This is a genomic window from Mycobacterium sp. (assembly GCF_040398885.1).
In the GTDB taxonomy this organism is placed as follows: Bacteria; Actinomycetota; Actinomycetes; order Mycobacteriales; family Mycobacteriaceae; genus Mycobacterium.
On the sequence record NZ_JBBATF010000004.1, the window covers coordinates 21998 to 45190 of the forward strand.

The window sequence follows — 23193 nt, forward strand, 5'->3', positions numbered from 1 at the left end:
GGCCGTCGCGTACCTTGGCGGTCGGCAGAAACTTTCTGCGAACGTAAGGAGTTTGAGATGGTCGCCATCGGTTCGATCAATCTCTGGCAGCCAGGGCGCGGGCCGGTGACCGCGTGGACCGCGTCACCGGCCAGTCGCGAGATCATGGCGCGGGCCGCGCGGGATCCACTGCCGCCGACGTCGCAGCAGGCTCAGCACGTGCGCAAGGCTGATCAGGCCAGGGCGCTCAAGCGGGAGTGCCCGCGGCTGATCATGGTGAGTTGGGACATGGACGGCTGGTGCGACGTCGCCGCGATGACCGAGGCGATCAACTCCCACGTCCGTCGCCACGACACCTACCACAGCGTCTTCGGGGTAGACGGCGACGCCATCGTCCGCCGCAGCATCGACGACCCCGAACGCATCGAGTTCGTCCCCGCCGCGCTGGGTTTCCTCGAGGACGACGAGATCCGCACCCACGTGCTGACCGCGACCCCGGGCACCCTGGAATGGGACTGCTTCATCTTCGGCGTCGTCCAGAAGGCCGACCACTTCACCGTGTACGCCAGCATCGACCACCTGCACACCGACGGAATGTCGGCCGGGCTGATCCACCGCGACATCTTCCTGACCTACCAGTCGCTGATGCACGGAATCCCCAGCCCGTTGCCGCGCAGCGCCGGCTACCGCGACTTCACCGCGCGGCAGGGCCTGCAGGTGTCGGCGCTGACGGCGGACTCCCGGCCGATCAGGGACTGGGTCGACTTCGCTCGTGACACCGACGGCGACTGGCCCAGCTTCCCGCTGGAACTGGGAGAGGCGCCGGGCAACGGGGGCGCGGCGATCACCGCCGAACTGCTCGACGACGCGGAGAGCGAGGCTTTCGACACCGCCTGCCGTGCCGCGGGGGCGCGTTTCAGCGGCGGGGTCATGGCGTGCGCGGCGTTGGCCGATCACCACTTCACCGGCACCGGCATGTTCCACACCTTCACCCCGTCGGACACCCGGATCGGGACCGGGCACTCGACGAGCGCCGGTTGGTACGCCAGCATCTTTCCGGTGTCGGTCCCCGTCACCGGGGGGGACTTCGCGAGCACCGCTCGGGCGGCGCAGAAGTCGTTCGACGCGAACAAGTACCTTGCCGCGGTTCCCTTCCAGCGGGTGCTGGAACTGGTCTCCCTCGAGGAGTTGGGCGTGTCGCCGGCGACCCGGCCGTCGATGATGGTGTCGCTGATGGACTTCCGGAACATGCCGGACGCCGACGCCAATCGCCTCGGGGTCTACATCGACAACCTCTCCGAGGGCGGCATCAACATCTGGATCGCCCGGCACGCCGACCAGACCACCGTCACGGTGTCCTTCCCGGACACCGCGGAGGCCCGCCACTCGGTGCACCTGTACCTGGCGGTGCTGCGCTCGGTGTTCGCCGACGCCGCGCAGGCCGCCCGGGGTTGGGTGGATCCGACTGCGGACACAGCTTTTGTGCATTCTGCTTAATCGCCGGTTAAGCTGCCCCGGTGCCAGCCAAGCGCCGAGTCGACTTGAGGCTGGCGACGCAGATCCTGTTGTTGCAGCTTGCGGTGGTGGCGCTGACCCTGGGCGTCGCGTTCGCCCTGCTGGCCGGGATCTACAACCGCCGGTTGCTCCAGGAATACGGCCTCCGTTCCCTCGACATCGCCCGGGTCGTCGCCTCCGACCAGGCGGTGCGCGAGGAGGTCGCCCGCGCCAGTCGCGACCTTCCACCGGTGGATCAGCTGGCCGGGGGCTACCTTCAGCGAGTCGCCACCCAGGTTGAGCAGCGCACCCAGGCGCTGTTCGTGGTGATCACCGACGACGGCGGTATCCGGCTGACCCATCCCAACCCCGCCGAGTTGGGTAAGCCGGTCAGCACGGATCCCTCCGTCGCCCTGGCCGGGCGGGAAGAGATCGTCCAGCAGACCGGCACCTTGGGCCCGTCGGTGCGCGCGAAGGTCCCCGTGTTCGCCCCTGAATCGACCAGCGCCGTGGTCGGCGAGGTCAGTGTCGGGATGTCGGCCTCGTCGGTCTCCGGCGTGCTCCGCCGCGAACGTCGCCTCGCCGCCCTCACCGCCGGCCCGGCGCTTCTGCTCGGGGCGGTGCTGTCGGCTCTGCTGGCCCGGCGTTGGCGGGAGCAGACGCTGGACCTGCAGCCGGTGGAGATGACCGAGTTGGTGCGCACCCAGGAGGCGGTGTTGCACGGCATCGGCGAGGGGGTGCTGGCGGCGGATTCCGACGGCAACGTCAGTTTCGTCAACGACGAGGCCTGCCGACTGCTCGAGATCAGCTCGGCCACCGGGCGTCCCGTCGACGCGATCGGCCTGACCCCTCGGGTGCTGGGAGTGTTGCGCTCCTGCGATCCCACGCCGACCCTGGCCACCGTGGGCGAGCGGATCCTGGTCGTCTCGGCCAGGCCGGTGTCGCGGGACGGCCGCGAGCTGGGCAGCGTGCTCATCGTGCGTGACCGCACCGACGTCGAGTCACTGACTCGACAGCTCGACGCGGTGCAGCTGATGAGCACCGTGCTGCGGGCGCAGCGCCATGAATACGCCAACCGTCTGCATCTGCTCGACGGGCTGCTGCACACCGGCCGCTCCGATGAGGCCACCGAGTACCTCGGGGAACTCCTCGGATCCGGGCCCCTGGGCTCGGCGCTGCCCGGGATAGACACCATCCGGGACGCCTATCTGCAGGCGTTCCTGGCGGCCAAGGCGGCCGGAGTGAGGGAAGCCGGAGTGACGCTGCGGATCGGGGAGAACACCTGGGTTCCCGGTCGGCTGGTGCTGCCGGTCGAGGTGACGACGGTGCTGGGCAACCTGGTCGACAACGCCATCGACGCGGCGCGGACCGGCAGCGGCCCCGCCAGGCTGGTGGAAGTGGAGCTGCTGCAAGTCAATTCGACATTGCACATCACCGTCGGCGACAGCGGCGACGGCGTGGAACCCGGTCTTGCCGACGAGATCTTCGACGAGGGCACCTCGACCAAACCGGAGTCCGACCTGCCCGGCGGTCGCGGTATCGGGCTGACGCTGTCCCGGCAGATCGCCCGGACGCTGGGGGGCGACATCCGGCTGTCCAGCGCCGGTGACCCCGGCGCCGAGTTGCCCGGCGCGGAGTTCATCGCCACAATTCCGGGCGTGATGGCGGAGGCGGCGGCGTGAGCAACACCGATCTGACCGTGCTGGTGGTCGACGACGACTTCCGCGTCGCCGAGATGCACGCCGGCATCGTCGAGGCGATGGCCGGTTTCACCGTGACCTGCAAGGCCAACACGGTGGCCGCGGCCCGCCAAGCCGGTCCCGTCGACCTGGCTCTTGTCGACATCTACCTGCCCGACGGATCCGGTCTCGATCTGCTCCGGGAGCTTCGGTGCGAGAAGATCGTGCTGAGCGCTGCCACCGAGGCCGAGACCATCCGGGCGGCCATCTCCGCCGGGGCGTTGAGCTACCTGGTCAAGCCTTTCGCGCCCGCCGAACTGGCCGCGCGGCTTGCCGGCTATGCCCGCTACCGGCGAATCCTGTCCGGCAGCAACCTGGGACCGGGCGAGATCGACTCCGCCCTGGACGCGTTGCGGCCCCGCGCCGCCGCGCCGCTGGCGCCCGCTGCCGCGGCCTCACCCACCAAACAGCTTGTGCTGCAGGCGCTCACCAAAAACGATGCACCCCTCTCCGCAGCCGAGGTGGCTGCCGAGATCGGCGTGTCGCGCGCGACCGCCCAGCGTTATCTGGCCGGCCTGGTCTCGACCAACGAGGTCAAAGTCGGCCTGCGCTACGGCACCACCGGCCGTCCTGAGCAGGAGTTCATCGTCAAGGCCACGGGGAGCCGGGAGGATCTGCTCACCTGACCGCCACCGGCGCGGGACAGTCGACTTCTCGGACCGAACAGCACAAGCGGGGGCTTCCGGTGGGCTAGCGTCTGTTCATGACGCTGCTGCGCACTGTGCCGGCATTCGTCACGGCCATGCTCGTCGGCCTGGTCTGTCCGACCTTCGTCACCCCGGCGACGGCTGTCACGGCCTTCACCGTCAGCGGCACCGGAACCTGGTTCCACCCGCCGCCCTTCCCCGAAGAACTACTGCCGGCCTTCTTCGCCGGCACCACGATCTCGCGCGTCGACTACCCGGCGACGGTGACCGGCATGGACCGCTCGATCGCGATCGCGGCGGAGGCCATCGGGCGCGGTGTGCTGAACACCGCGGAACCCGTGATCGCCGCCGGGTTCAGCCAGGGCGCGCTCGCGGTGGCCTACGCCAAGAAGGACTTGATGGCACTGCCCGCCGATCTGCGACCTGCCCCGGATCGACTCAGCTTCCTCACCATCGGCGACCCCTCGGGGCCCGGGGGGATCCTCAGGACCATCCGGATGCGGGTTCCGCTGATCGGCCTCACACCGATCATCCCGCCGGACACCCCCTACGACACCGTCATCGTCAACGGCGAGTACGACGGCTGGGCCGATTTCCCCGACCGGCCGTGGAATCCGGCGAGCCTGGCCAACGCCGTGCTGGGCATCGTCTACGTCCATGGCCGCTACGAGACCGTCCCGGGCGGCCTAGACCTCTCTACCGACCTCTCTACCGGCCCGCCCGCCGACGTCACCACCACCGTCAACAACCTCGGCGGCACCACCACGACCTACCTCATCCCGACCGCGAAGCTTCCACTGGTCCAACCGCTTCGCGACGTCGGCGTCTCCGAAGAGATCGTCACCGCGATCGAGAAGCCGCTGAAGAAGGCGGTCGACAGAGGTTACGCGCGCAATGACCCGGCGCCGGCCCAACCGGGGGCCGCGGCGGCCGTGCGGGCCGCGCCGCGCCAGATCCGGCAACCGGAGCGCCGGGGGACCGGGCAATCCCGGAGCCGATCGGCGGGGCGGTCCGCGGCGTGACGGCGATTCGTCGCACCCCTGTGATGGGATCTTTCGGGTGCGACGTTCGCTGATCTCCAGGCGGACCGCGGCGACGGCCGCGGTGACCGCCTTCGCCGCGACCGGGGTGGCCTACGCGCTCGCGTCGCCGCCCCCGCCCCCCGCCCCGGCGGAAGCCGCGCCGACGCCGTCGCCGGCTCCGGTCTCGCCGTCGACCGATCCGCCGGCCGGTCCGGCCGTGCACGAGGTCACCGCCGCCGAACTCGGCGACACCTGGCGGCCGGGCTGCCCGGTTCCACCGCAGGGATTGCGCCGCGTCGACCTCGACTACATCGGCCCGGACGGCGGCACGGCTCGCGGCTCACTGGTGGTGCACAAGGATTACGCCGACGACGTCATCGCGATCTTCGCCGAGTTGCGCCGGCTGAGGTATCCGATCGCCAAGATGCAGACCGTCGACCACTACCCGGGCGCCGACGACGAGCTGTCCATGCGGGACAACAACACCTCTGCGTTCAATTGCCGGCCGCTGGGCAACGGTTGGTCCCTGCACGCATACGGCCGCGCCATCGACGTCAACCCGCTCATCAACCCCTACATCGACAACACCGGCGATCTTCAACCCAAGACCGCCCGGCGCTACCTGGACCGGGCGTCGCCGGACCCGGCCATGCTGAAGGCCGGGTCCGCCGCGGTGCGCGCCTTCACCGACCGCGGCTGGCGGTGGGGCGGGGCGTGGCGCAATCCGATTGACTACCAACACTTCGAGATCGGCTGATGCCATGGAGGGTGGCCGGCGGGTGGCCGGCGGGTGGCCGGCGCTGAACCGGACCCGGGCGGGGTGTGCCATAGTGACGCCATTCGGTGGGGAGCCGATTCCCACCCGACGATCGGAGTACACAGGTGGGCACCCCGCCTTATCCCGGGCCCTACCCCGAGGCCAATTCCTTCGGCACCCCCGACGGCCGGCCCACCGGGACGCGCCCGCCTATCAAGTACATCTGGCCGAAACGCATCGCCGTCATCCTCGCCGGGCTGGCGTTGGTTGGCGGGATCGGCTTGGGGGTGAAGTCCCTATTGACCAAGGACGACAGGGCCGACACGACCGTCGCGAGCCAGGAGACGGTTCAGTCCGCACTCCCGACGCCCGGGGCGTCCCCGGCCCCGCAGGCCTCGCAGGCCCCGGCGGCGCAGACCGCGCCGATGAGACTTCAGCAGGCCGTCACCGATTCCGCGGGGGCGCTCACCAGCAAGCAGAACGCCGCGGTGAAGTCGGCCGTCAAGAGCCTCCAGGCGAGCCGCGACGTCCGGTTGTGGGTGGTCTACGTCGACGCCTTCGACAGCCCTCCGGTGGAGTGGGCTCGCAAGACCAGCTCACTGACCAAGATGGGTGACCGGGATGCGATCATCGCCGTCGCCACCAAGCAACGGAAGTACGCATTCCTGGTCTCGCCGACCGCCGCAAACGGGTCGGAACAGTCCGTAAATGACTTGCGGCGCAACACGATCGAACCGAAACTACGCGACAGCGACTTCGCCGGGGCGGCCGTCGCCGCCGCGACCGGATTGGAAGCGCTGGGCTGAGTCGGTCCTGAGTTAATCCGGGGTCAGATCGCTGCGGTCCGCCCGGCCCTCCAGGTGATCCCCGAGAGCGTTGTTCTCGTAGGTGATCTCGATGTCGGTCTCGGTCTCCGCCGGGGTGCCGACCTTCTCCACGGGATGCTCAACCAGGCGTTGCGCCGGCCGCTGAACCGGCTTCGGTGCGGCCGGGGTGATCTTCACCGGATCGGCGACTTTCGGCTTGCGGAACAGCCGCGGCAGGAACGCCAGCAGGCCCAGCAGTGCGAGGATCGGGAGCAGCCACCACGCCTTGAAACCGCCCTTGTGCTCCACCGCGGGGGCCGACGGCGCGGCGGGGGCTGCCGGCGGGGTCATGTCCTTCGGCTTCGGTGTATTCGCGGCCGTGGGCGCCAGGTAGGAGATCGGCTTCGCCGGGGCCAGCTTGTCGTCGATGTTGCCGATGATCGAGTAGTTCTCCTCGACCGCCACCGCCCGGGTTCCCGAACCGGGGCCCAGGTTCACCTTGTTCAGGTTGACCCACACGATGTTCGGGCTCAACGCCGACTCGAAGTAGTACACCTTGTTGGTGGAGTCGGCCGCCGACCGCCAATAGGTCGGGGAGAGGTTCGGATGCTCCGGATCGCCCACGCCCCACGGAACCGAGACATTGCGCATGACGCTGAAAACTCCTGCGACAGCCTGCCGTTCGTCGCTGGTCTGCGGCAGCTTGCTCAGGTAGTACGACGCCCGCACGAACCGGTCCTGGGACTGGATGGAGCCCGGCAGGTCCTGGTTCTTGTCGACGTCGTCCCACTTGGCGTTGAGTTTCAGCTGTTCGTCGTAGGTGGGACTGTTGGTCATCACCTGGTACTGCCGTCCGTGGTGGATCACCGGCTTGCCGTCTAGGTACTCGATGATCGCCGAGTCGCCGGAGGCGTCGGTCACCGACAGGTGCACGGTCGGATGCGCGGCGCCGCCCGGGCCGAAGTTGATGGGTACGATGTAGATCGACGGGTCGGTGAAGGCGTCCACCACCTCTTTGACGGTGGCGAAATTGGTCAGCACGTAGTCCACCCAGGCGACGAAGGACAGCCGCGGCCGGTTGTCGGTTGGCGCCGGCCCGAAGTCGGACTCGCCGAGATACAGCAGATTCGCCACCAGGCCGGTGGTGTTCATCCCGTCGAACACCCCGTCGATCGGCCCGTTCGGGTCGGTGGTTCCGGCCACCTGGATCGCGCCGTACTTGCGGGTCCAGGTCAGCGAGTTGGCCCCGCCGCCGCCGTCCTGGGTGCTGCCCGCCGGGACGGCGTAAAGGTGGGAATGGAAGGAGTACGGCCAGTCCATCGAGCGGCCGGTGATCACCATGTCATCGGGTCCGAGCCAGGTGACCCGACTGCAGGCCTCGGCGGCCGGTGCGGATCCCAACAGCGCCACGACGGCCCCCGTGGCCGTGAAGGCCGCGGTCAGGCGGGAGAAAGCTGATTTCGGCATGACGATCGTCCCTTCGCTCGGTGTTCGGCCATTCTGGCAGGTCAACCCCGTCCTGCGAAGTACCGTGAACAACGGCGCGCCGATCGGCGACAATGTGCGCCAGGGAATCCCCGAAAACCAGGCAGAAGCCGACGCGGAGGTGTGATGGGCGAGCGACGCAAGCCCGCGATCGAAGACTCACGCCGGAAACTCGGCTTTCAGGACGCGCTCTGGCTGGAGATGGACCGGCCGAACAATCTGATGGTCGTCGACTCGGTGATCTGGACCTCCGAGCCGTTGGACTTCACCGAATTGCGCCGGATCTTCAAACAACGTCTGATCGATCGCTATCCGGTGTTTCGCAGCAGGGCGGTCCGCGACGAGGACGGCTCCTGGTGGTGGGAGCCCGATCCGAACTTCGACCTGGACAACCACGTGTCACTGGTGTCGTTGCATAACCCCGACGATGAGCGGGCGCTGCAGGAACTGGTCGCCGCGCACCGCACCGACAGCCTCGACCGCGAACACCCGCTCTGGCAGTCCATCTGGATCCGGCGTTACGGCGAAGGCAGCGCGATGGTGCTGCGCAGCCACCACGCCATCGCCGACGGCGTGCGGATGGTCGAACTGGCGATGACGCTTTTCGACTCCACCCCGCAGGGCGGGCCGATCCTGGCGCCGGCGGTCATCCAGTCCGGCGCGCATCCGCATCCGCCCGGCCGTCCGCTGCCGGTCCGGGTGCGCTCGGGCGTGGCGGGGGTCGCCCGCACCGCCACCGACGCCGTCTCCCGGGCGTCGGAGTCCAACCTGCTCAGGCGGGCCGCGCAATTCGGCGGATTCGCGTTGCGCAACCCGGTGGGCGCGGGCGCGACGCTGCTGACCGCGATGCGCGCGGGTGCCGCGGACATCGGCGGGACCGTGCGCGCCGCCGTCCCGGGCGGCGGGACGCTGGTGGACATCTTCTCCGCGGTGCCCGGTGACGTCGACACCGTCCGCAAACTGCTGATCGGCACCCGCAACGACGCCACCCTGTGGACCGGGACCGCCGCCGCCAAGAAGAGTGTGGCGTGGTCGGATCCGTTGCCGGTCGCGGCGATCAGGGCGGTGGGCCGGGCCAACCGCGCCACCGTCAACGACGTCCTGGTGGCCTGCATCGCGTTGACGCTGCACGACTATCTGCGGATGCACGAGGCGTTGTGTTCGTCGGTGACCTTCATGGTCCCGGTGAATCTCAAGCCGCTGGACCCGACGTTGCCCGACTCGCTGGGCAACGACTTCGCCCTGGTGCAACTGGAACTGCCGACCGACGAACCCGACCCGCACAAGGTGCTGGCCACCGCCAAGCGGCGGATGGACCGGATCAAGCACGGCCACGAGGCGGCGGTGGCGTTCCGGTTCCAGGAGACCATCGCCGGATTCAGCCGGGGCCTCTACGAGGCGTCGGTCGACCTGTTCGCCAGTCGCACCCTGGGCACCCTGACCAATGTGCCCGGCCCGCCCGCGACGGTGTATCTGGCCGGCAGCCAGGTGGAGGGCATCGTCGGCTGGGCTCCGGTGTCGGGGGACCAGCCGATGAGCTTCACCATCGCCAGCTACAACGGCCGGGTCGTCGTCGGAATCGCCTGCGACACAGCGCTGGTGCCCGACCACGAGATGATCACCGAGGGGTTCGTCGACGCCTTTGAGCGACTGGCCGACGCCACTCCCGGAGTGGTGCTGATGCCGGTCAGTTGGGGCCGGGGCGGGAAAGGTCCCCGGAAAGGTCGCGGCCAAAGGAGATGAGAGCGCGCCGGCCGATGTCGAGCAGATCCTGATCGAAGTCGTTGTTGCCGCGGAAGGCCAGCTCGAGCACGCGGTCGGCGATCTCGACGGCCACCAGCAGGGCCCGGGGATCGGTGTCCGGCGGGATCAGTTGCCTGCTGACCAGGATGGCGTGGATCCGGACGGCCAGATTCTGCATGCGGGCACGGACGTGCCTGGCGACGGTGGCCGAAGTGCGCCCACCCATCCACAGCCGCGCCGAACTCGGGTAGCGCCGGTAGTAGTGCACGTGCAGGTCGAGTTCGTTGTTGAGCAGATCGGCCACCGAGGTGATCTGCCATGACTTCTCGGCCTCGACGCACCGGGCGTCCAACTCGGCGCAAAGGCGTTCGAGCAGTTCGTCGAGGATCGCCTCGCGGTCGGCGAAGAACCGGTATAGCGAGGGGTAGGACACTCCGGCGCGATCGGCGATGGCGCGGGTGGTGGCGGCATCGACGCCCTCCTCGTCGGCGATCGCGGCCGCGGCTTCGAGGATGCGGACCACAGTCTGGCGACCGCGCTCCTGGACCGGTTCCCGGCGGGACACGTGGGCCGTCACCTGTTCAACTTCCCTCATCTCTTGACAGCTGTCGAGGAAAATATAACATCGTTAGCGTTTAGTGCCACGCCGAATCGGGAGTCCGCATGTCCGTAGCCTCGCTCAACCAGGTCCGCCCGCGGGACGCGCTGACCGGGCATGTCGACGTCCTGGTCGTCGGCGCCGGCATCTCCGGAATCGGCGTGGGGCACTACCTGGTCACGCGGCGTCCGGGCAGCACCTTCGCCATCGTGGACGGTCGCGACGCCATCGGCGGAACCTGGGACCTGTTTCGCTACCCGGGCATCCGGTCGGACTCGGACCTGCACACCTTCGGCTACGAGTTCAAGCCGTGGACGTCGGACAACGCCATCGCCGACGCCCACGAGATCCTGGACTACCTGCACGAGGCGGTCGAGGAGGACGGTCTGGGCAAGCGGATGTACTTCCGCCACAAGGTGATCGCGGCCGATTTCTCCACCGACAACGGCCACTGGACGGTGACACTGGAGCGCGATGGCCGGCGGTGGGACGTCACCTGCAACTGGCTGCTCGGGGCGACCGGCTACTACGACTACGCCAGCGGATACGCCCCGCATTTCGAGGGCCAGGAGGACTTCGGGGGCCAGATCGTGCACCCGCAGTTCTGGCCGGAGGATCTGGACTACGCCGGCAGGGAGATCGTCGTCATCGGCAGCGGCGCCACCGCTGTCACGCTGATTCCGGCGATGGCCGACAAGGCCCGGCACATCACCATGCTGCAGCGTTCGCCGTCCTATGTGATGCCGCTGCCGCGCAAGGACCCGATCGCCAACAATCTGCGGAAGGTGTTGCCCGCCAAGGCCGCCTACGCGGCGACCCGGCGGTTCAACATCGGCAAGGGCAGGTTCATCTACCGGCTGTGCCAGAAGCGTCCCGAACTGGCCCGTCGCCTCATCCGCTCGGCCAATGTGAAGTTCCTGCCCAAGGACTTCGACGTCGCCACCCACTTCAATCCCACCTACAACCCGTGGGATCAGCGGCTGTGCGCGGTGCCCGACGCCGATCTGTTCAAGGTCATCGGCAAGGGCAGGGCCTCGGTGGTCACCGACAAGATCGTGCGGTTCACCTCCGACGGCATCCTGCTGGCCTCCGGCAGGGAACTCAAGGCCGACATCGTCGTCACCGCCACCGGCCTTAACCTGCAACTCCTCGGCGGCATCACGGTGTCGGTGGACGGCGAGCCGAAGAAGGCCAACGACCTGTTGGTGTTCAAGAGTTTCATGCTCTCCGGCATCCCCAACATGGCGTTCGTGTTCGGCTACATCAACGCGTCGTGGACGCTGAAGATCGACCTGCTCTGCGAGCACCTGTGCAAGCTGATGGACTACATGGACGCCCACGGCTACACCACAGTGGTGCCGGTCTGCGACGACCCGGACATCGGCAGGCTTCCGATGCTGGACTTCGCGGCCGGCTACCTCCAACGTTCCATCGACACGTTCCCGCGGCAGGGGACCAGCGGTCCGTGGACCATCGAGATGGACTACTGGGCCGACCATCAGCGGTTGCGCAAGGGTCCGGTGGAGGATTCGGCGCTGCGGTTCGGCACGGCCAAGCCGGCCGTCGCCGTCGCCGCGTCAGCCGCCGAGTGAGGCACCCGCCCCGCGCCGAATAGAGCGCCCGTCGGGCCGTGTTAGATTTCCGCGCAGCCAAAATTTCGGGGCCGTCACCGGGGAGATCATGGACAGTTCGCACTTCGTCGGCCGCGTGGGCGGACTCGCGGTCGCGCTCGGGATCGGTACGGCCCTGTTCAGCGGATGTGCGGTCGCCGCCGCCGACCGCGCCGACTCCGGCGGCACCGGTTCGGCGGACTCGTCGGCGGGCGACCCGCCGGCGCGCGGCGCGGGTCGGACCGGTCCGGCGCGGGCCGCGAAATCCCCTCCGGCGCAAGCCCGGAACACCGGCGAGTCCCCGTCGAGTCCGGTGGCGAGGCCTGCCACGCCGCGCGCCGCGGCTTCGGCGCTGTCCCCCGCGGTCCTCGGGGCCGATGACACGACTCCCGTCCCGAGCGCCGACGGCCCTCGGCGGCGATCGGGCGCACCGGCTGACCGGGTGAGGTCGCCCGGCCGCGACGCGGTGATGTCCGGGGCGGCCGATGCGATCCCCCCCGGGGCGGAACCGATGTCTCCGGCGGCGGCGTCCCCGCCTGTCGCGCCGACGGCTGCTGTCGCGACGAATCCCAACCCGGGCCCGTTCGGGACCGCGTCGCCGGGGCCGGCGGCGGCGACCGCACCGGCGGCGGCACTGTCGGCGCTGGCAAACCCTGACGCGCTGGCACCGCACCCGTCCGCCCAGGTGCTGGGGATCACGGCGCTGTCGACCACCGTCACCTTCCTGGCCTCGGTGTATCAGCAGTTCTCGATCGCCTTCTACCTCGGAGCCCCCAAGCCGACGTTGAACCAGACGGTCGACTTCAACGGCAGCAGGCTGGTGCCCGGTTCCACCGAACTGGTGACCTCCTTCTACGGCCCGTGGACGTACGGGCCCGGTGGGCTGAACATGGTTCAGGGACAGCAGCGGTACGACGTCGTCGACCCCGTCACCGAGCAGACGGCGGGATCCTTCGGCGCCCTGGTGTCCACGGGAACCCCGTTCGGCCTGGGCGAGTATGTCGAACTCATCGTCACCTCCGCCGACGGGGACGTCGGCACGGCCGCCGGGCAGGTCCCGCCGGTCGGCTCGGTGATCGCCGGCATGAAACTGATCGGCCGGTTCGGGTGGTCCTACTCCGCGACGCCGTCGCCGTCGGGTGACGTGATCTCGGCAGCCCTGACGACGCCGTTCGGTGACATCCCGATCCGCTTCTTCGAGCGCTTCGACGCCGCCCTGGGCATCGCCGACCGCACCGTGGACAACAGACCGGTGGACCTCGGCAACGGGTACTTCATCGTGCCGTCCGATCCGGAGGGCGAGACCTTCACCGGCACAAGCGGATTCCTGCCCTTGTTCCAAACGGTTCAGGCCCGGGAAGTCTTCGACGTCCGCGACTCGGCCGGCGGCACCGTGGGCAGTTTCGAGGGCGAGGTGACCACCACCTGGGACGCACTCGGCGCCTACACCCAGGCGATCCTGGTCACCGACAGCGACGGAGACAACGTGGGCACCGGCGTCGGGCAGGTCCCCCCGACCGGCACGGTGTACAACGTCTCCTACGCCGGCAGGGACGCCAGTTATGTTCTGTCCACCTCGATGCCGTCACCGTCGGGTGACGTGGTCTCGCTGATTGAGGGCGAGGACGGCAAGGTCTCGAATGTCCTTACGTTCCCGGTGAATCGGCTCAATGCGGCGGCACCGCCCCCCGTCAGACGGCTGCCGATCGCCGGCGGTTACGCCCTGCTTCCCACCTCCGATCTGATCCCGAGCGGTGTCAACGGACTGCCGCCGCGGGACGTCCAGATCCAGGGTTATCGGCAATTCGGCGTCTACGACCCGGACGGCGTGCAGCGGGGAAGCTTCGACGCCATCGTCACCGACCAGTGGGACCTGCTGGGTTTCCACAGCCACGCGATCATGGTCACCGGGGTCTCCGACGGCACGGCTGGAACCGCCCCCGGCGAGATCCCCCCGGTCGGCTCGGTCTTCAACTACGTCTACTTCGGCGACGCCGGGTTCGGAACGTCCTACTGGTCCCTGCCCTCGCCGGACGGCACCGAGATCGCCTACAAGATCCTGACACCGCTCGTCGACATCCCGACCTGGTCGAGGTACGACGCCTCCGCCGGGTTGGAGAGCGTCACATTGTTCAACCCGTTCCTCGTCGTCTGAGTCGGCGGCGGCTGCGGAACCGCGCGCTCAATTCACCGGCACGTCCAGGATCGCGCGCGGCTGCGCGGCGCCGGGGCCGTCGAAGTGCCACCATTCGCCGGGGTAGACGGCCAGACCGCCGGCAGCCATGGCATCGCGCAGTACCGCCCGGTTGGCCCGCGCCGCGGCGCTGACCCCCTCGGTGGCGTAGGCGGTGGCGCGTGGCGAGAATTCGTCGAAGTCGGTGCCCATGTCCACCAGACGGCCCGCGGAGGCCAGGGTGACGTCGACCGACCGGGCCGCCTCGTGGCTGCGCGCGTATCCGCTCGGTCTGGCCACCCAGGCCGGATCGGGCACCGCGTCGAACATTCGCACCTGCACCTCGTGCGGCCGGTAGCAGTCCCAGAACACCAGCAGGTAGCCCTGCCGGCGCAGCTCCGCCGCCGCCGCGGCAAGCCCCGGCCCCAGCGACTCGTGCACCAGGCAGCGTGCGTCGGCCGGATACAACGGCACGCCGACGAAGTTGTCGGCAGTGGCGTAGCGCAGGTCCACGATCGCGTCGGGAACGACGCTGCGCACGTCGATCAGCCCGGCGGCGCGGGCCTGCGGGCTCACCGGCGGAACGCCGGGCGCGGCGTTCACCGCCGGGGTCCAAGCCAGAGCGCCGGCGAGGACCACCGCAGCCGGAATTCGTCGCATCCCTGCATTGTCGGCTACCGCGAACCCACCGGGCGGCCCAGGTCCAGGTGCTCGGCTTCGTAGCGGTACCGCGGATAGCTCAGCCGCCGGTGGGTCAACCCGACGATGGCGGCCGCGGCCAGTGCGGCGGTCGACAAGATCGCGAATCCGGCGGTGAACGCCGCGGCGTCGCGGGGGATCACGCCGCGGTCGGCGAGGACCTGGACGTAGGTGGCGGTTCCGTCGACCGATCCGTGCAACAGCATGGCCAGCAGCAGGCTGGCCCGGGTGTTGTTCGACAACCAGGTGAAGACCACCGAGATTGCGACGGTGAACGCGACGAAGCTCGCGGCGTCGACCACCCCTGAGAGCGCGCCGTCATGGATCCAGACCGGCACATACAGGAAGAAATGCCAACCGCCCCAGAGCAATCCGAGCAGCAGGCTGCCGCGCAGCGGGCCGAAGCGGTGCTGCATGCGGGGTAGCGCGAAGCCGCGCCACCCGGTCTCCTCGAACAGCGGACCGAAGACGAAGTGGGCCAGGAACGCCGCGGGGTACAGCGCCAGCGCCGAGGCGCTCAGTGCCGGCAGCACCTGCGGGCCGGCGAACGCCGCGCTGATCAGCCATGCGCCCAGCGGGATCAGCGACAGCGCCACCAGGTACCAGCGCAGGCCGACGTCCCAGAACGTCAGCCGCCGCAGCAGGCGGCGCACCCCGGGGCGGCCCTGCGTGACGGCCGTCATGAGAAACGCCGTGCCGGTCACGCCCACGGCCACGGCGGGCAGCGCGTAGATCGACGGAACGTGGCGGGTCTGGGAGAACGCGGGCACGCCGGCGGCCACCATCGGAGCCCACAGCATCCATGTGATCGCGTAGGACAGAACGAAGAAGGAAGCCAGCGGACGGGCTCGCAGCAGGTCCCTCACGTGGGCTCACGCTTCGCGATGGCGACGATTTCGCACCCCCACCTCGGTTACGGTCCGGTGCCGCCGAGCTTATCGCCGGATCGCCCCTGATCCGTGTTCCGACTGGCGCGTGTAACGATTCAACGGCATGATCGGAAAGGTTGTGTGGAGGCGTGATCTGCGCGGAGGTGGGACGTGCGTCTTGTAATGGTTGGCCCCGGCTCCCTTGCCGGAATTGCGGCCCTCGGTGTCGGGCTGGCGGTCGCTGCCGTCCCGATCGCGGCCGCGGATCCGGTGGTCCCGGCGGTGCCCGTCGTCCCCGCTGCCCCTGCTCCGGCCGCCCCGGCCCCTGCTCCGGCCGCCCCGGCCGCCGTACCGGGTGCCCCGGCCGGCGGGACGCAGGCTGCCGCGCCGGCCCCGATCACCCCGCCTGACGGCATGTCGCATCTGCCCAGTCCGGACAGTCTGCCGCCGGGCACCACCCAGACCGCCCCCGACGAAAATCCCACCGTGGGGTACCTGAAGGAAGTGTGGAACGCTCTGCGCACCAAAGAGGTGTCGACCAGCGAAGCCCTGCTGCTCCTGGCCCAGCGGCCGGTGGACGACGCCAGGATCGCCGGCAGCGTCCCGCTGAGCCAGTCCGGCCCCGCGGGCCCGCCGGCCGGGGTGGCGCCTCGCCCGCCGGCGCCGGAAGCGGGCCCGGTTCCCGCCGCGGTTCCCGGCAACGCTCCCTCGGCTCCGGCCGTGCCGAATGCCACTGCCCGAGCCGCGGCACCCGCCGCGGCTCCGGCCGGGTCGGCTAAACCCGGCGAGGCGCCCGCTCGGGCCGCGACAGCCCCTGCGTCGGCACCGGATGCACAGCCGGCGGGCCGACCCGCGGCTCCGGCCCCCGCGGCTCCTGCCGCTCCGGCTCCTGCCGCTCCGGCTCCGGCTTCGGCCGCTCCGGCTCCGGCTCCTGCCGCTCCGGCTCCGGCTCCGGCCGCTCCGGCTTCGGCTCCGGCCGCTCCGGCTTCGGCTCCGGCCGCTCCGGCTTCGGCGGCAGGCTGAGCCGCTCAGCCCAGGCTGACCACGACCTCATTGCGCCTCAGGAACGGGATCGTCCACGGCGGGTCGTAAAACCACGAGAAGGGTTGGCCCACGGGCCGGATGTCGTTGTCCTGCAGGGTCTTCAGTAGCTCCTCGGTACGACCGGCGATCACCTCGGGGCTGTAGTTCCCGGAGAAACGCAGCACCGCCACCCGCTCGCCCGGGACCTCGACGAGCCGGACCCGTTCGTCGTTGGGGGTGGGCAGCGTGTCCAGCGTGTGTTCGGACGGCATGAAGAACCGGATCACCCACTGGCCGGCGTCGCCGCGTTGCGCGGCGACCGGTGCGGTCATCGCGATCTTCCGGCCCTTTCCGGAGCCGGCCGCGCTCTCCTGGGCGACCGGTGCGGTCATGGCGATCTTGGTGTTGCCCCGGTTGCCGCCGAAGATGTAGCCGGCCAGTCTGCGGAAGCCTTCGTTGCGGGCGGACTCCTCGTTGGCGTTGATGGTGGTCTCGGCCGCGATCCGCGGGCCGTAACTGCGGATTTCGACGTCGCCCACCCGTCGCTCCACCGTGAACGACGGTTCCTCGGTCCCGTGCCGGATTCCGACGATGGTGCCCGCCCCTTCGGCGACCTGCCCCAGCGCGCCGGCGATCTTATTCAGCATGACGACTCCTGTCCCGTGTTCGTTGACGATCATTCAACGCGCGGCGGCGAAGACCGGGTTCCCCGGCCCGGCTTGCTGCTAGTTTGCCCAGCGTGAGGGTTCTCATCGTCACTCTGCCGCTGTGGGCGATCGCCGCCCTGATGACGCTCTTCTTCTGGGCGGTGACCACCGCCGCGCGCAAGGCCGTGCTCCGATGGCGCGACGCCGACGCCCGCGAGGCCTTGGCCGAGCAGGCCGGCAACCTGCTGACCGGGGTGGCGGCGACCTTCGCCTTCTTCGTCGGCTTCGCCATCTCGATCTGCTGGGGGGCGGTGACCGCCGCGCTGAACGCCGTCGAACAGCAGGCGACCGCCGTGCACCAGATGGCCTGGGAACTCAACAACATCACCGACCAGGCGGCGTCGGCGGCGCTGATGGACAAGCTACGGACCTATGCGACGACCGCGGCCAACCAGGACGACGACTTTCTGCGAAAGGGGCAGACCGGCGATATGCCGTCGGCCGTCCCGCTGGACGCCTTCGAGAACGCTCTGCACGCCTACGCTTACGCCCCCGGAACCCCCGACCGGCAGGCCTCCGCGCTGACCGCCGCGGCGTCCAACCTCAGCACGTCCTCGGCCGCCGTCGCGGTGGTGGCCAACCGGTCCCTTCCCCGGCCGCTGGCCGCACTGCTGCTGGTGGTCGGTGTGCTGACGTCGGTCTTGATGGGCATCTCCACGGTCATCTACAGCCGGCCCTCGCTGATCCTCGTCTGGTGTCTGATCCCGGCGGTGTCGATCACGACGGTGCTGGCGCTGGCCTACCCGTTCGCCACCCGCTCCGGCGGCAATCTGGTGCCGATCCGGGCGGTCGCGGAGCAGTTGGCCCAGCCCTGAGAGGTTGGTTGGAGACGATCGTCAGGGTCGAGTTCGAACCGCGCGGTCAGGCGCCACCGCGGAGTCTCAGCAGCAGCGCGCCCCCGGATCGAGCTCGGCCTGCCGGTGCCGCATCCGCCAGTACTGCGACTCGCTGAGCACCGGCTCGCCGGGATGCAGACGGCGCCGGTGCGCCAGGTAGCGCTGGTAGTGGCTGTCACCCATCAGCGCGCCGACGTACCAACGGATCCGGTGGGCGAATCGGCCCCCGGAGAGGCCAAGGCGTCCCATTGCTTCTGCACCTCCTTCTCCAGTGGAGTCGCGAAGAGCCGGGACGGCCCGAAAATCCCTGAGGGAACAGGATTCTCGGTGGCCAGTGGCGACCCGCGGCCTCGGATCGAGCGGACGGACATGACCACGGCCGCCGCCACCACGATCAGCACGACCGAAGCGAAGATGATCGACAGCGTGCCCTGGATGAACGTGTTGCGGATGACGTCGTCCAGCTGTGCGGGATTCTTGGCGGCGCCGAACGCCGTCTTGCCGGCCTCCCGGGCGTCGCGGTAGGAGAAATGCTGGGTCCAGTAGCCCAGCTTGGCGTCGCCGGAGAAGATCTTCTGCCACGACGCGGTCAGGGTGACGACCAGATCCCACAGCAGCGGAATGCCCGGGATCCAGGCCCATTTCAGCAACCCCATCTTGACCACCACCACCGTCACCACGGTCAGGGCGATGGCCGCCAGCAGCTGGTTGGCGATGCCGAACAGTGGGAACAGGGTGTTGATGCCGCCGAGCGGATCGGTGACGCCCATCAGCAGGATGGACCCCCAGGCCGCGACGACGACGACGCTGCACACCCACGCCCCGACCTTCCAACTGGGATCGTGCAGTCGGCGCAGCGGGCCGCCGAGGTTGCTCAGTCCGTCGGACAGCATGAAGCGGGCCACCCGTGTGCCGGCGTCGATGGTGGTGAGGATGAACAGCGCCTCGAACATGATCGCGAAGTGGTACCAGAACGCCTTCAAGCCGCTGCCGCCGAACACCGAGAGCACCTGGGCCATGCCGAACGCCAGGGTGGGCGCCCCACCGGTGCGCGACACGATGGACTGCTCGCCCACGCCGGAGGCAGCGTCGGTGATCTCCGCGGGCGTGATCGGGGGCCCGGAAAGGCCGAGTTTGTTGACGTAGGCCGCCGCGGTCTCAGCGGTCCCGCCGGTGGCCGCCGTCGGCGCGTTCATCACAAAGTACAAGTGCTGGTTGAGGATTGAGGCGGTGATCAGCGCCATGATCGCCACGAACGACTCGGTCATCATGCCGCCGTAGCCGATCAGCCGCATCTGGCTTTCCTTCTCCAGCAGCTTCGGCGTGGTGCCGGATGCGATCAGCGAATGGAAGCCCGACAGCGCCCCGCAAGCGATGGTGATGAACAAGAACGGGAAGAGCGACCCGGCGAACACCGGACCCGCGCCGGAGGAGGCGAACTGGGAGATGGCCGGAGCTTGCATCACCGGCCGGGCCAACAGGATCCCCACGGCCAGCAGGGCGATGGTGCCGATCTTCATGAACGTCGACAGGTAGTCGCGCGGGGCCAGCAGCAGCCACACCGGCAGCACCGAGGCGGCCAGGCCATAGAGGATCAGGCACCACGACAGCGTGACCTTGGACAGGGTGAACCACTGCTGACCCCAGTCGCTGTGGCCGACCCAGCCGCCGGCGACCACCGCCAGCAGCAGCAGTGCCACCCCGATCAGCGACACCTCCGAGACCCGGCCGGGCCGCAGGTAGCGCAGATACAGGCCCATGAAGATGGCGATGGGGATCGTCATCGCGATGGAGAAGACACCCCAGGGGCTTTCGGCCAGGGCGTTGACCACCACCAGGCCCAGCACGGCCAGCAGGATCACCATGATCACCAGGACCCCGATGATCGCCGCCGCCCCGCCCACCGGGCCGAGTTCGTCGCGCGCCATCTGGCCCAGCGAGCGTCCCCGCCGCCGCGTCGAGATGGTCAGCACCAGATAGTCCTGCACGCACCCGGCCAGCACCGCGCCGATGATGATCCAGATGGCGCCCGGCAGGTAGCCCATCTGGGTGGCCAGCACCGGGCCCACCAACGGTCCGGCCCCGGCGATCGCGGCGAAGTGGTGGCCGAACAGCACCCGCCGGTCGGTGGGCATGTAGTCGGTGCCGTTCTCGTAGATCTCCGCCGGGGTGGCGTGGTCGTCGCGGGGACGCACGATCTTCATCTCGATCAGGCGGGCGTAGAACCGGAACCCGATGACGTAGGTGCAGATCGCCGCGATCACGAACCACACCGCGTTGACCGTCTCACCGCGCAGGAACGCGATGACCGCCCAGGCGACGGCCCCCAGAACCGCGACGGCGCCGAACACGAGTTTGTGCCGGGTGGTGATCGGCGAGCGGTCGATGATCGCCACCGGCGGCAGGTCCGGGTCGGTGCGGACGAGGGTGACGTCGCCGCGGACCTCCTCGATGCATGTCATAGACGGGAATCCTCCCACCCCGGCCGGAATCCCCCGCCGACATCCACTGGATGGGGGATGCTTTAGGGGTCGATCCCGGCAGGATCTGCTTTCCCGGGTTTTCGGGGCAGACCGCGAGGAGGTGAGTCCGATGCCGGTGTGGCGCCTGCGCGACTACCACGACGAGGACCTCGACCAGGCCATCGGCGTATGGGACCAGAGTCGTGGGGCGGGCTCGGCCGAACCGGTGTTCAGCGTCGCCGAGGTGATGGCCGCCGCCCAGTCCGGCGAGCCGGCGGTGGTGGCGGAGGTGGGCGACGAGGTGGTCGGCCTGGCGGTGGCCCAGATCCAGGGCGAGCGGGCGTGGATCCTGCTGCTGGCCATCGGTTCGCGGTGGCGAGACCGGGGGATCGGCTCGGCGTTGCTGGCCGACCTGGAGCGGCGGTTGCGGTCGGCGGGGGTGCGCCGGATCTGTGCGGTGCTGCCTGATGGCGCGACGGGCGTCGCGGCGCTTGAGAACTCGGGGTACGGCCGCCACGACGGGCTGGCGTACTTCGAGTTGCTCGAGCACCTCGGACCCGAACAGGCCAACCTGCTCGACGAACTCGGCGGCCTGATGCTGCCACCGGGACTGTGGGGCGACATGGCCGGCATGGAGACCGAGAAGCAGATCATCGAGCGGCGCATCGTCGACCCGCTGGGCCACCCCGAGGTGGCCGAACGCTACGGCGTCAGTCCGCCCAAGGCCGTCATCCTGTTCGGCCCGCCGGGGACCGGGAAGACCAGCTTCGCCAAAGCGATCGCGTCGCGGCTGGGCTGGCCGTTCGTCGAGCTGTTCCCGTCCCGGCTGGCGGCCACCGGCACCGGCGGCCTGGCGGCCTCGCTGCGGGAGGCCTTCGCGGATCTGGCCGAACTCGACGAATTGGTGTTGTTCATCGACGAGGTGGAGGAGATCGCCACCGCCCGCGCCGGAGCCTCCACCGCCGAACTCGGCGTCACCAACGAACTGCTCAAGCTGATCCCGGCGTTCCGCCAGCACGACAGCCGGCTTCTGGTGTGCGCCACCAACGCGGTGCACTCGCTGGATTCGGCGTTCCTGCGGCCGGGCCGCTTCGACTACGTCATCCCGGTCGGCCCGCCCGACCAGCCGGCCCGCCACGCGGTGTGGCGGCGCTACCTCGGGGCGGCCAACGGCGGGGTCGACGTCGACCGGTTGGTCAGCGCCTCGGAACTGTTCACCCCGGCCGACATCGAGTTCGCCGCGCGCAAGGGTTCCCAGGCCGCCTTCGAGCGCGAGATGCGGGACCGGAAGGGCATGCCGGCGGTCACCGAGGACTACCTGCGGGCGATCGGGGAGGTCCGGCCGACCCTGACCCCGGCGATGCTCGAGGAGTTCGAACGCGGCAAGGCCGAATTCGCGCGCCTGTAGAGGACATCTCCAGTCACGATTCGCCATACGTGAATCATCTGAGTGATACAACAGACGCATGGCTGCCGAGGGACGCGGATGGACGTTCCTGACCAATCACGCACATGTGCTGCTGTGCCTGTCGCGGGGCGAGTCGCTGACCGCCCGCGAGCTCGGCCTGCGTATCGGCATCACCGAACGCGCCGTTCAGGCGATCCTCGCCGACCTCACCGAGAGTGGTTACCTGAACAAGAAGAGGGAAGGCCGGCGCAACCTCTACACCGTCAACACCGAAGGGCGGCTGCGCCATCCGTTGGAGGCGCACCACACCGTCGGTCAGCTCATCACCGCTCTGGATTAGCCCTGCCGACCGGCCGCCGCCGGCGGGCGGTAACGTCCGATCATGCCGATTGCACTGACCGACGACCACCGCGAACTCGGCGAGGTCGCCCGTTCCTTCCTGACGGCGCAGAAGGCCCGATGGGCCGGGCGCGAACTGCTGGACGCCGACGAGGAGACCCGGCCGCCGTTCTGGCGGGAGCTGGCCGGACTGGGCTGGCTGGGACTGCACGTCGACGAGGCCTACGGCGGCTCGGGTTTCGGGCTGCCCGAACTGGTCGTCGTCGTCGACGAACTGGGCCGTGCGGTGGCGCCCGGGCCGTTCGTGCCGACCGTGGTGGTCTCGGCGGTCATCGACGCGGTCGGCACCGATGAGCAGAAGGCCCGGCTGCTGCCCGGTCTGGTGGACGGATCCCGAACCGGCGCAGTGGGTTTCGGCGGCGCTGTGACGGTCTCCGACGGCCTGGGATCCGGAGAAGCCGGAGTGGTGCTCGGCGCCGGACTGGCCGATGTGCTGCTGCTCGCGGCCGGGCGGGACATGCTGCTGGTCGAGCGCGCCGCGGACGGCGTGACGGTTCAGGTCCCGAGAAACCTCGACCGCGGCCGCCGTTCGGGCACCGTCGCGCTCTCCGGGGCTGTCGTCGACGTGCTGCCCGGCGCGCGTGACGCCGCGCTGGCCCGGGCCCGCACGCTGTTGGCCGCCGAGTCCGCCGGCGGGGCCTCGGACTGCGTTGACGCCGCCGTCGAATACGCCAAGGTGCGCGAGCAATTCGGCCGCACCATCGCCACCTTCCAGGCCGTCAAGCACCACTGCGCCA

At 69.4% G+C, this 23193-nt stretch carries 21 protein-coding genes; 14 read left to right on the top strand and 7 right to left on the bottom strand.

Annotated elements, in window-relative coordinates; translation table 11 throughout:
* The first annotated feature begins 57 nt into the window (after positions 1-57).
* The 6 genes from ADBZ5U_RS00875 to ADBZ5U_RS00900 all read left to right on the top strand — a co-directional run bounded on the left by ADBZ5U_RS00875 (position 58) and on the right by ADBZ5U_RS00900 (position 6444).
* The gene (locus ADBZ5U_RS00875; protein ID WP_526261385.1) at positions 58-1476 is read left to right on the top strand and encodes a condensation domain-containing protein; all 1419 of its coding nucleotides are present in this window, start codon (positions 58-60) and stop codon (positions 1474-1476) included.
* A 20-nt stretch (positions 1477-1496) separates the two neighbouring features.
* Positions 1497-3155: a sensor histidine kinase gene (locus ADBZ5U_RS00880; RefSeq protein ID WP_526261387.1), complete on the top strand. Its 1659-nt coding sequence runs from the start codon at positions 1497-1499 to the stop codon at positions 3153-3155.
* A complete protein-coding gene (locus ADBZ5U_RS00885) occupies positions 3152-3838 on the top strand; it encodes a response regulator (protein WP_526261389.1) in 687 nt (228 codons plus the stop codon). Before ADBZ5U_RS00880 ends, ADBZ5U_RS00885 begins: the two co-directional genes overlap by 4 nt.
* Positions 3839-3915: 77 nt before the next feature.
* Entirely contained in the window at positions 3916-4881 is a 966-nt protein-coding gene (locus ADBZ5U_RS00890) for a PE-PPE domain-containing protein (protein WP_526261391.1), read from the top strand.
* Positions 4882-4918: 37 nt separating this feature from the next.
* Complete coding sequence (locus tag ADBZ5U_RS00895) at positions 4919-5638, top strand: M15 family metallopeptidase (protein ID WP_526261393.1); 720 nt, start codon at positions 4919-4921, stop codon at positions 5636-5638.
* Positions 5639-5763: 125 nt separating this feature from the next.
* Positions 5764-6444 (top strand): TPM domain-containing protein, encoded by a 681-nt coding sequence (locus ADBZ5U_RS00900; RefSeq protein ID WP_526261395.1) that lies wholly within the window; start codon positions 5764-5766, stop codon positions 6442-6444.
* Positions 6445-6456: 12 nt separating this feature from the next.
* Here ADBZ5U_RS00900 and bsh read toward each other — a convergent pair whose 3' ends face one another.
* Entirely contained in the window at positions 6457-7854 is a 1398-nt protein-coding gene (bsh, locus tag ADBZ5U_RS00905) for a bile salt hydrolase (RefSeq protein WP_526261397.1), read from the bottom strand.
* A gap of 10 nt (positions 7855-7864) precedes the next feature.
* Between bsh and ADBZ5U_RS00910 the strand changes: the two genes are divergently transcribed.
* Positions 7865-8056, top strand: a complete 192-nt coding sequence (locus ADBZ5U_RS00910; RefSeq protein ID WP_526261399.1) for a hypothetical protein — start codon at positions 7865-7867, stop codon at positions 8054-8056.
* Positions 8056-9672, top strand: coding sequence for a WS/DGAT domain-containing protein (locus ADBZ5U_RS00915; RefSeq protein ID WP_526261401.1), 1617 nt, complete (start codon positions 8056-8058; stop codon positions 9670-9672). Before ADBZ5U_RS00910 ends, ADBZ5U_RS00915 begins: the two co-directional genes overlap by 1 nt.
* Here ADBZ5U_RS00915 and ADBZ5U_RS00920 read toward each other — a convergent pair.
* Positions 9617-10249 carry a TetR/AcrR family transcriptional regulator gene (locus ADBZ5U_RS00920; protein ID WP_526261403.1) on the bottom strand — a complete coding sequence of 211 codons (633 nt, stop codon included), beginning with the start codon at positions 10247-10249 and terminating at the stop codon, positions 9617-9619. The two genes, ADBZ5U_RS00915 and ADBZ5U_RS00920, sit on opposite strands and share 56 nt — an antisense overlap.
* Before the next feature lie 86 nt (positions 10250-10335).
* Between ADBZ5U_RS00920 and ADBZ5U_RS00925 the strand changes: the two genes are divergently transcribed.
* Positions 10336-11862 carry a flavin-containing monooxygenase gene (locus tag ADBZ5U_RS00925; protein ID WP_526261405.1) on the top strand — a complete coding sequence of 509 codons (1527 nt, stop codon included), beginning with the start codon at positions 10336-10338 and terminating at the stop codon, positions 11860-11862.
* Between the two features lie 88 nt (positions 11863-11950).
* On the top strand, positions 11951-14035 hold the full coding sequence (locus ADBZ5U_RS00930) for a hypothetical protein (protein ID WP_526261407.1): 2085 nt from the start codon (positions 11951-11953) through the stop codon (positions 14033-14035).
* Positions 14036-14062: 27 nt separating this feature from the next.
* Here the strand turns inward: ADBZ5U_RS00930 and ADBZ5U_RS00935 are convergent, their stop codons facing one another.
* The 3 genes from ADBZ5U_RS00935 to ADBZ5U_RS00945 form a co-directional block, all read right to left on the bottom strand.
* A complete protein-coding gene (locus ADBZ5U_RS00935) occupies positions 14063-14713 on the bottom strand; it encodes a M15 family metallopeptidase (RefSeq protein WP_526261409.1) in 651 nt (216 codons plus the stop codon).
* Between the two features lie 14 nt (positions 14714-14727).
* Positions 14728-15618, bottom strand: a complete 891-nt coding sequence (locus tag ADBZ5U_RS00940) for a CPBP family glutamic-type intramembrane protease (RefSeq protein WP_526261411.1) — start codon at positions 15616-15618, stop codon at positions 14728-14730.
* Positions 15619-16649: 1031 nt separating this feature from the next.
* Positions 16650-17291, bottom strand: coding sequence for a GyrI-like domain-containing protein (locus ADBZ5U_RS00945; RefSeq protein ID WP_526261413.1), 642 nt, complete (start codon positions 17289-17291; stop codon positions 16650-16652).
* Between the two features lie 92 nt (positions 17292-17383).
* On the opposite strand from ADBZ5U_RS00945, the gene ADBZ5U_RS00950 reads away from it, so the two are divergent.
* Entirely contained in the window at positions 17384-18166 is a 783-nt protein-coding gene (locus ADBZ5U_RS00950) for a bestrophin-like domain (protein WP_526261415.1), read from the top strand.
* 66 nt (positions 18167-18232) lie between these two features.
* Here ADBZ5U_RS00950 and ADBZ5U_RS00955 read toward each other — a convergent pair whose 3' ends face one another.
* Both ADBZ5U_RS00955 and ADBZ5U_RS00960 read right to left on the bottom strand, forming a co-directional pair.
* On the bottom strand, positions 18233-18370 hold the full coding sequence (locus ADBZ5U_RS00955; protein WP_526261417.1) for a CstA-like transporter-associated (seleno)protein: 138 nt from the start codon (positions 18368-18370) through the stop codon (positions 18233-18235).
* Complete coding sequence (locus tag ADBZ5U_RS00960) at positions 18370-20649, bottom strand: carbon starvation CstA family protein (RefSeq protein ID WP_526261419.1); 2280 nt, start codon at positions 20647-20649, stop codon at positions 18370-18372. The genes ADBZ5U_RS00955 and ADBZ5U_RS00960 overlap by 1 nt, the downstream gene beginning before the upstream one ends.
* Positions 20650-20779: 130 nt before the next feature.
* On the opposite strand from ADBZ5U_RS00960, the gene ADBZ5U_RS00965 reads away from it, so the two are divergent.
* The 3 genes from ADBZ5U_RS00965 to ADBZ5U_RS00975 form a co-directional block, all read left to right on the top strand.
* A complete protein-coding gene (locus ADBZ5U_RS00965; RefSeq protein ID WP_526261421.1) occupies positions 20780-22057 on the top strand; it encodes an ATP-binding protein in 1278 nt (425 codons plus the stop codon).
* A gap of 58 nt (positions 22058-22115) precedes the next feature.
* Positions 22116-22397, top strand: coding sequence for a helix-turn-helix transcriptional regulator (locus ADBZ5U_RS00970; protein WP_526261423.1), 282 nt, complete (start codon positions 22116-22118; stop codon positions 22395-22397).
* Positions 22398-22439: 42 nt separating this feature from the next.
* On the top strand, positions 22440-23193 hold a 754-nt coding region (locus tag ADBZ5U_RS00975), incomplete at its 3' end, for an acyl-CoA dehydrogenase family protein (RefSeq protein ID WP_526261426.1).

Bases quoted from the DNA above. Each gene is read 5' to 3' on its own strand.
- ADBZ5U_RS00915 (WP_526261401.1), top strand. From the start codon at position 8,056: ATGGGCGAGCGACGCAAGCCCGCGATCGAAGACTCACGCCGGAAACTC.
- ADBZ5U_RS00935 (WP_526261409.1), bottom strand. From the start codon at position 14,713: ATGCGACGAATTCCGGCTGCGGTGGTCCTCGCCGGCGCTCTGGCTTGG.
- ADBZ5U_RS00875 (WP_526261385.1), top strand. From the start codon at position 58: ATGGTCGCCATCGGTTCGATCAATCTCTGGCAGCCAGGGCGCGGGCCG.
- ADBZ5U_RS00955 (WP_526261417.1), bottom strand. From the start codon at position 18,370: ATGGGTGACAGCCACTACCAGCGCTACCTGGCGCACCGGCGCCGTCTG.
- ADBZ5U_RS00945 (WP_526261413.1), bottom strand. From the start codon at position 17,291: ATGCTGAATAAGATCGCCGGCGCGCTGGGGCAGGTCGCCGAAGGGGCG.
- ADBZ5U_RS00960 (WP_526261419.1), bottom strand. From the start codon at position 20,649: ATGACATGCATCGAGGAGGTCCGCGGCGACGTCACCCTCGTCCGCACC.
- ADBZ5U_RS00890 (WP_526261391.1), top strand. From the start codon at position 3,916: ATGACGCTGCTGCGCACTGTGCCGGCATTCGTCACGGCCATGCTCGTC.
- ADBZ5U_RS00970 (WP_526261423.1), top strand. From the start codon at position 22,116: ATGGCTGCCGAGGGACGCGGATGGACGTTCCTGACCAATCACGCACAT.
- ADBZ5U_RS00925 (WP_526261405.1), top strand. From the start codon at position 10,336: ATGTCCGTAGCCTCGCTCAACCAGGTCCGCCCGCGGGACGCGCTGACC.
- ADBZ5U_RS00930 (WP_526261407.1), top strand. From the start codon at position 11,951: ATGGACAGTTCGCACTTCGTCGGCCGCGTGGGCGGACTCGCGGTCGCG.
- ADBZ5U_RS00965 (WP_526261421.1), top strand. From the start codon at position 20,780: ATGCCGGTGTGGCGCCTGCGCGACTACCACGACGAGGACCTCGACCAG.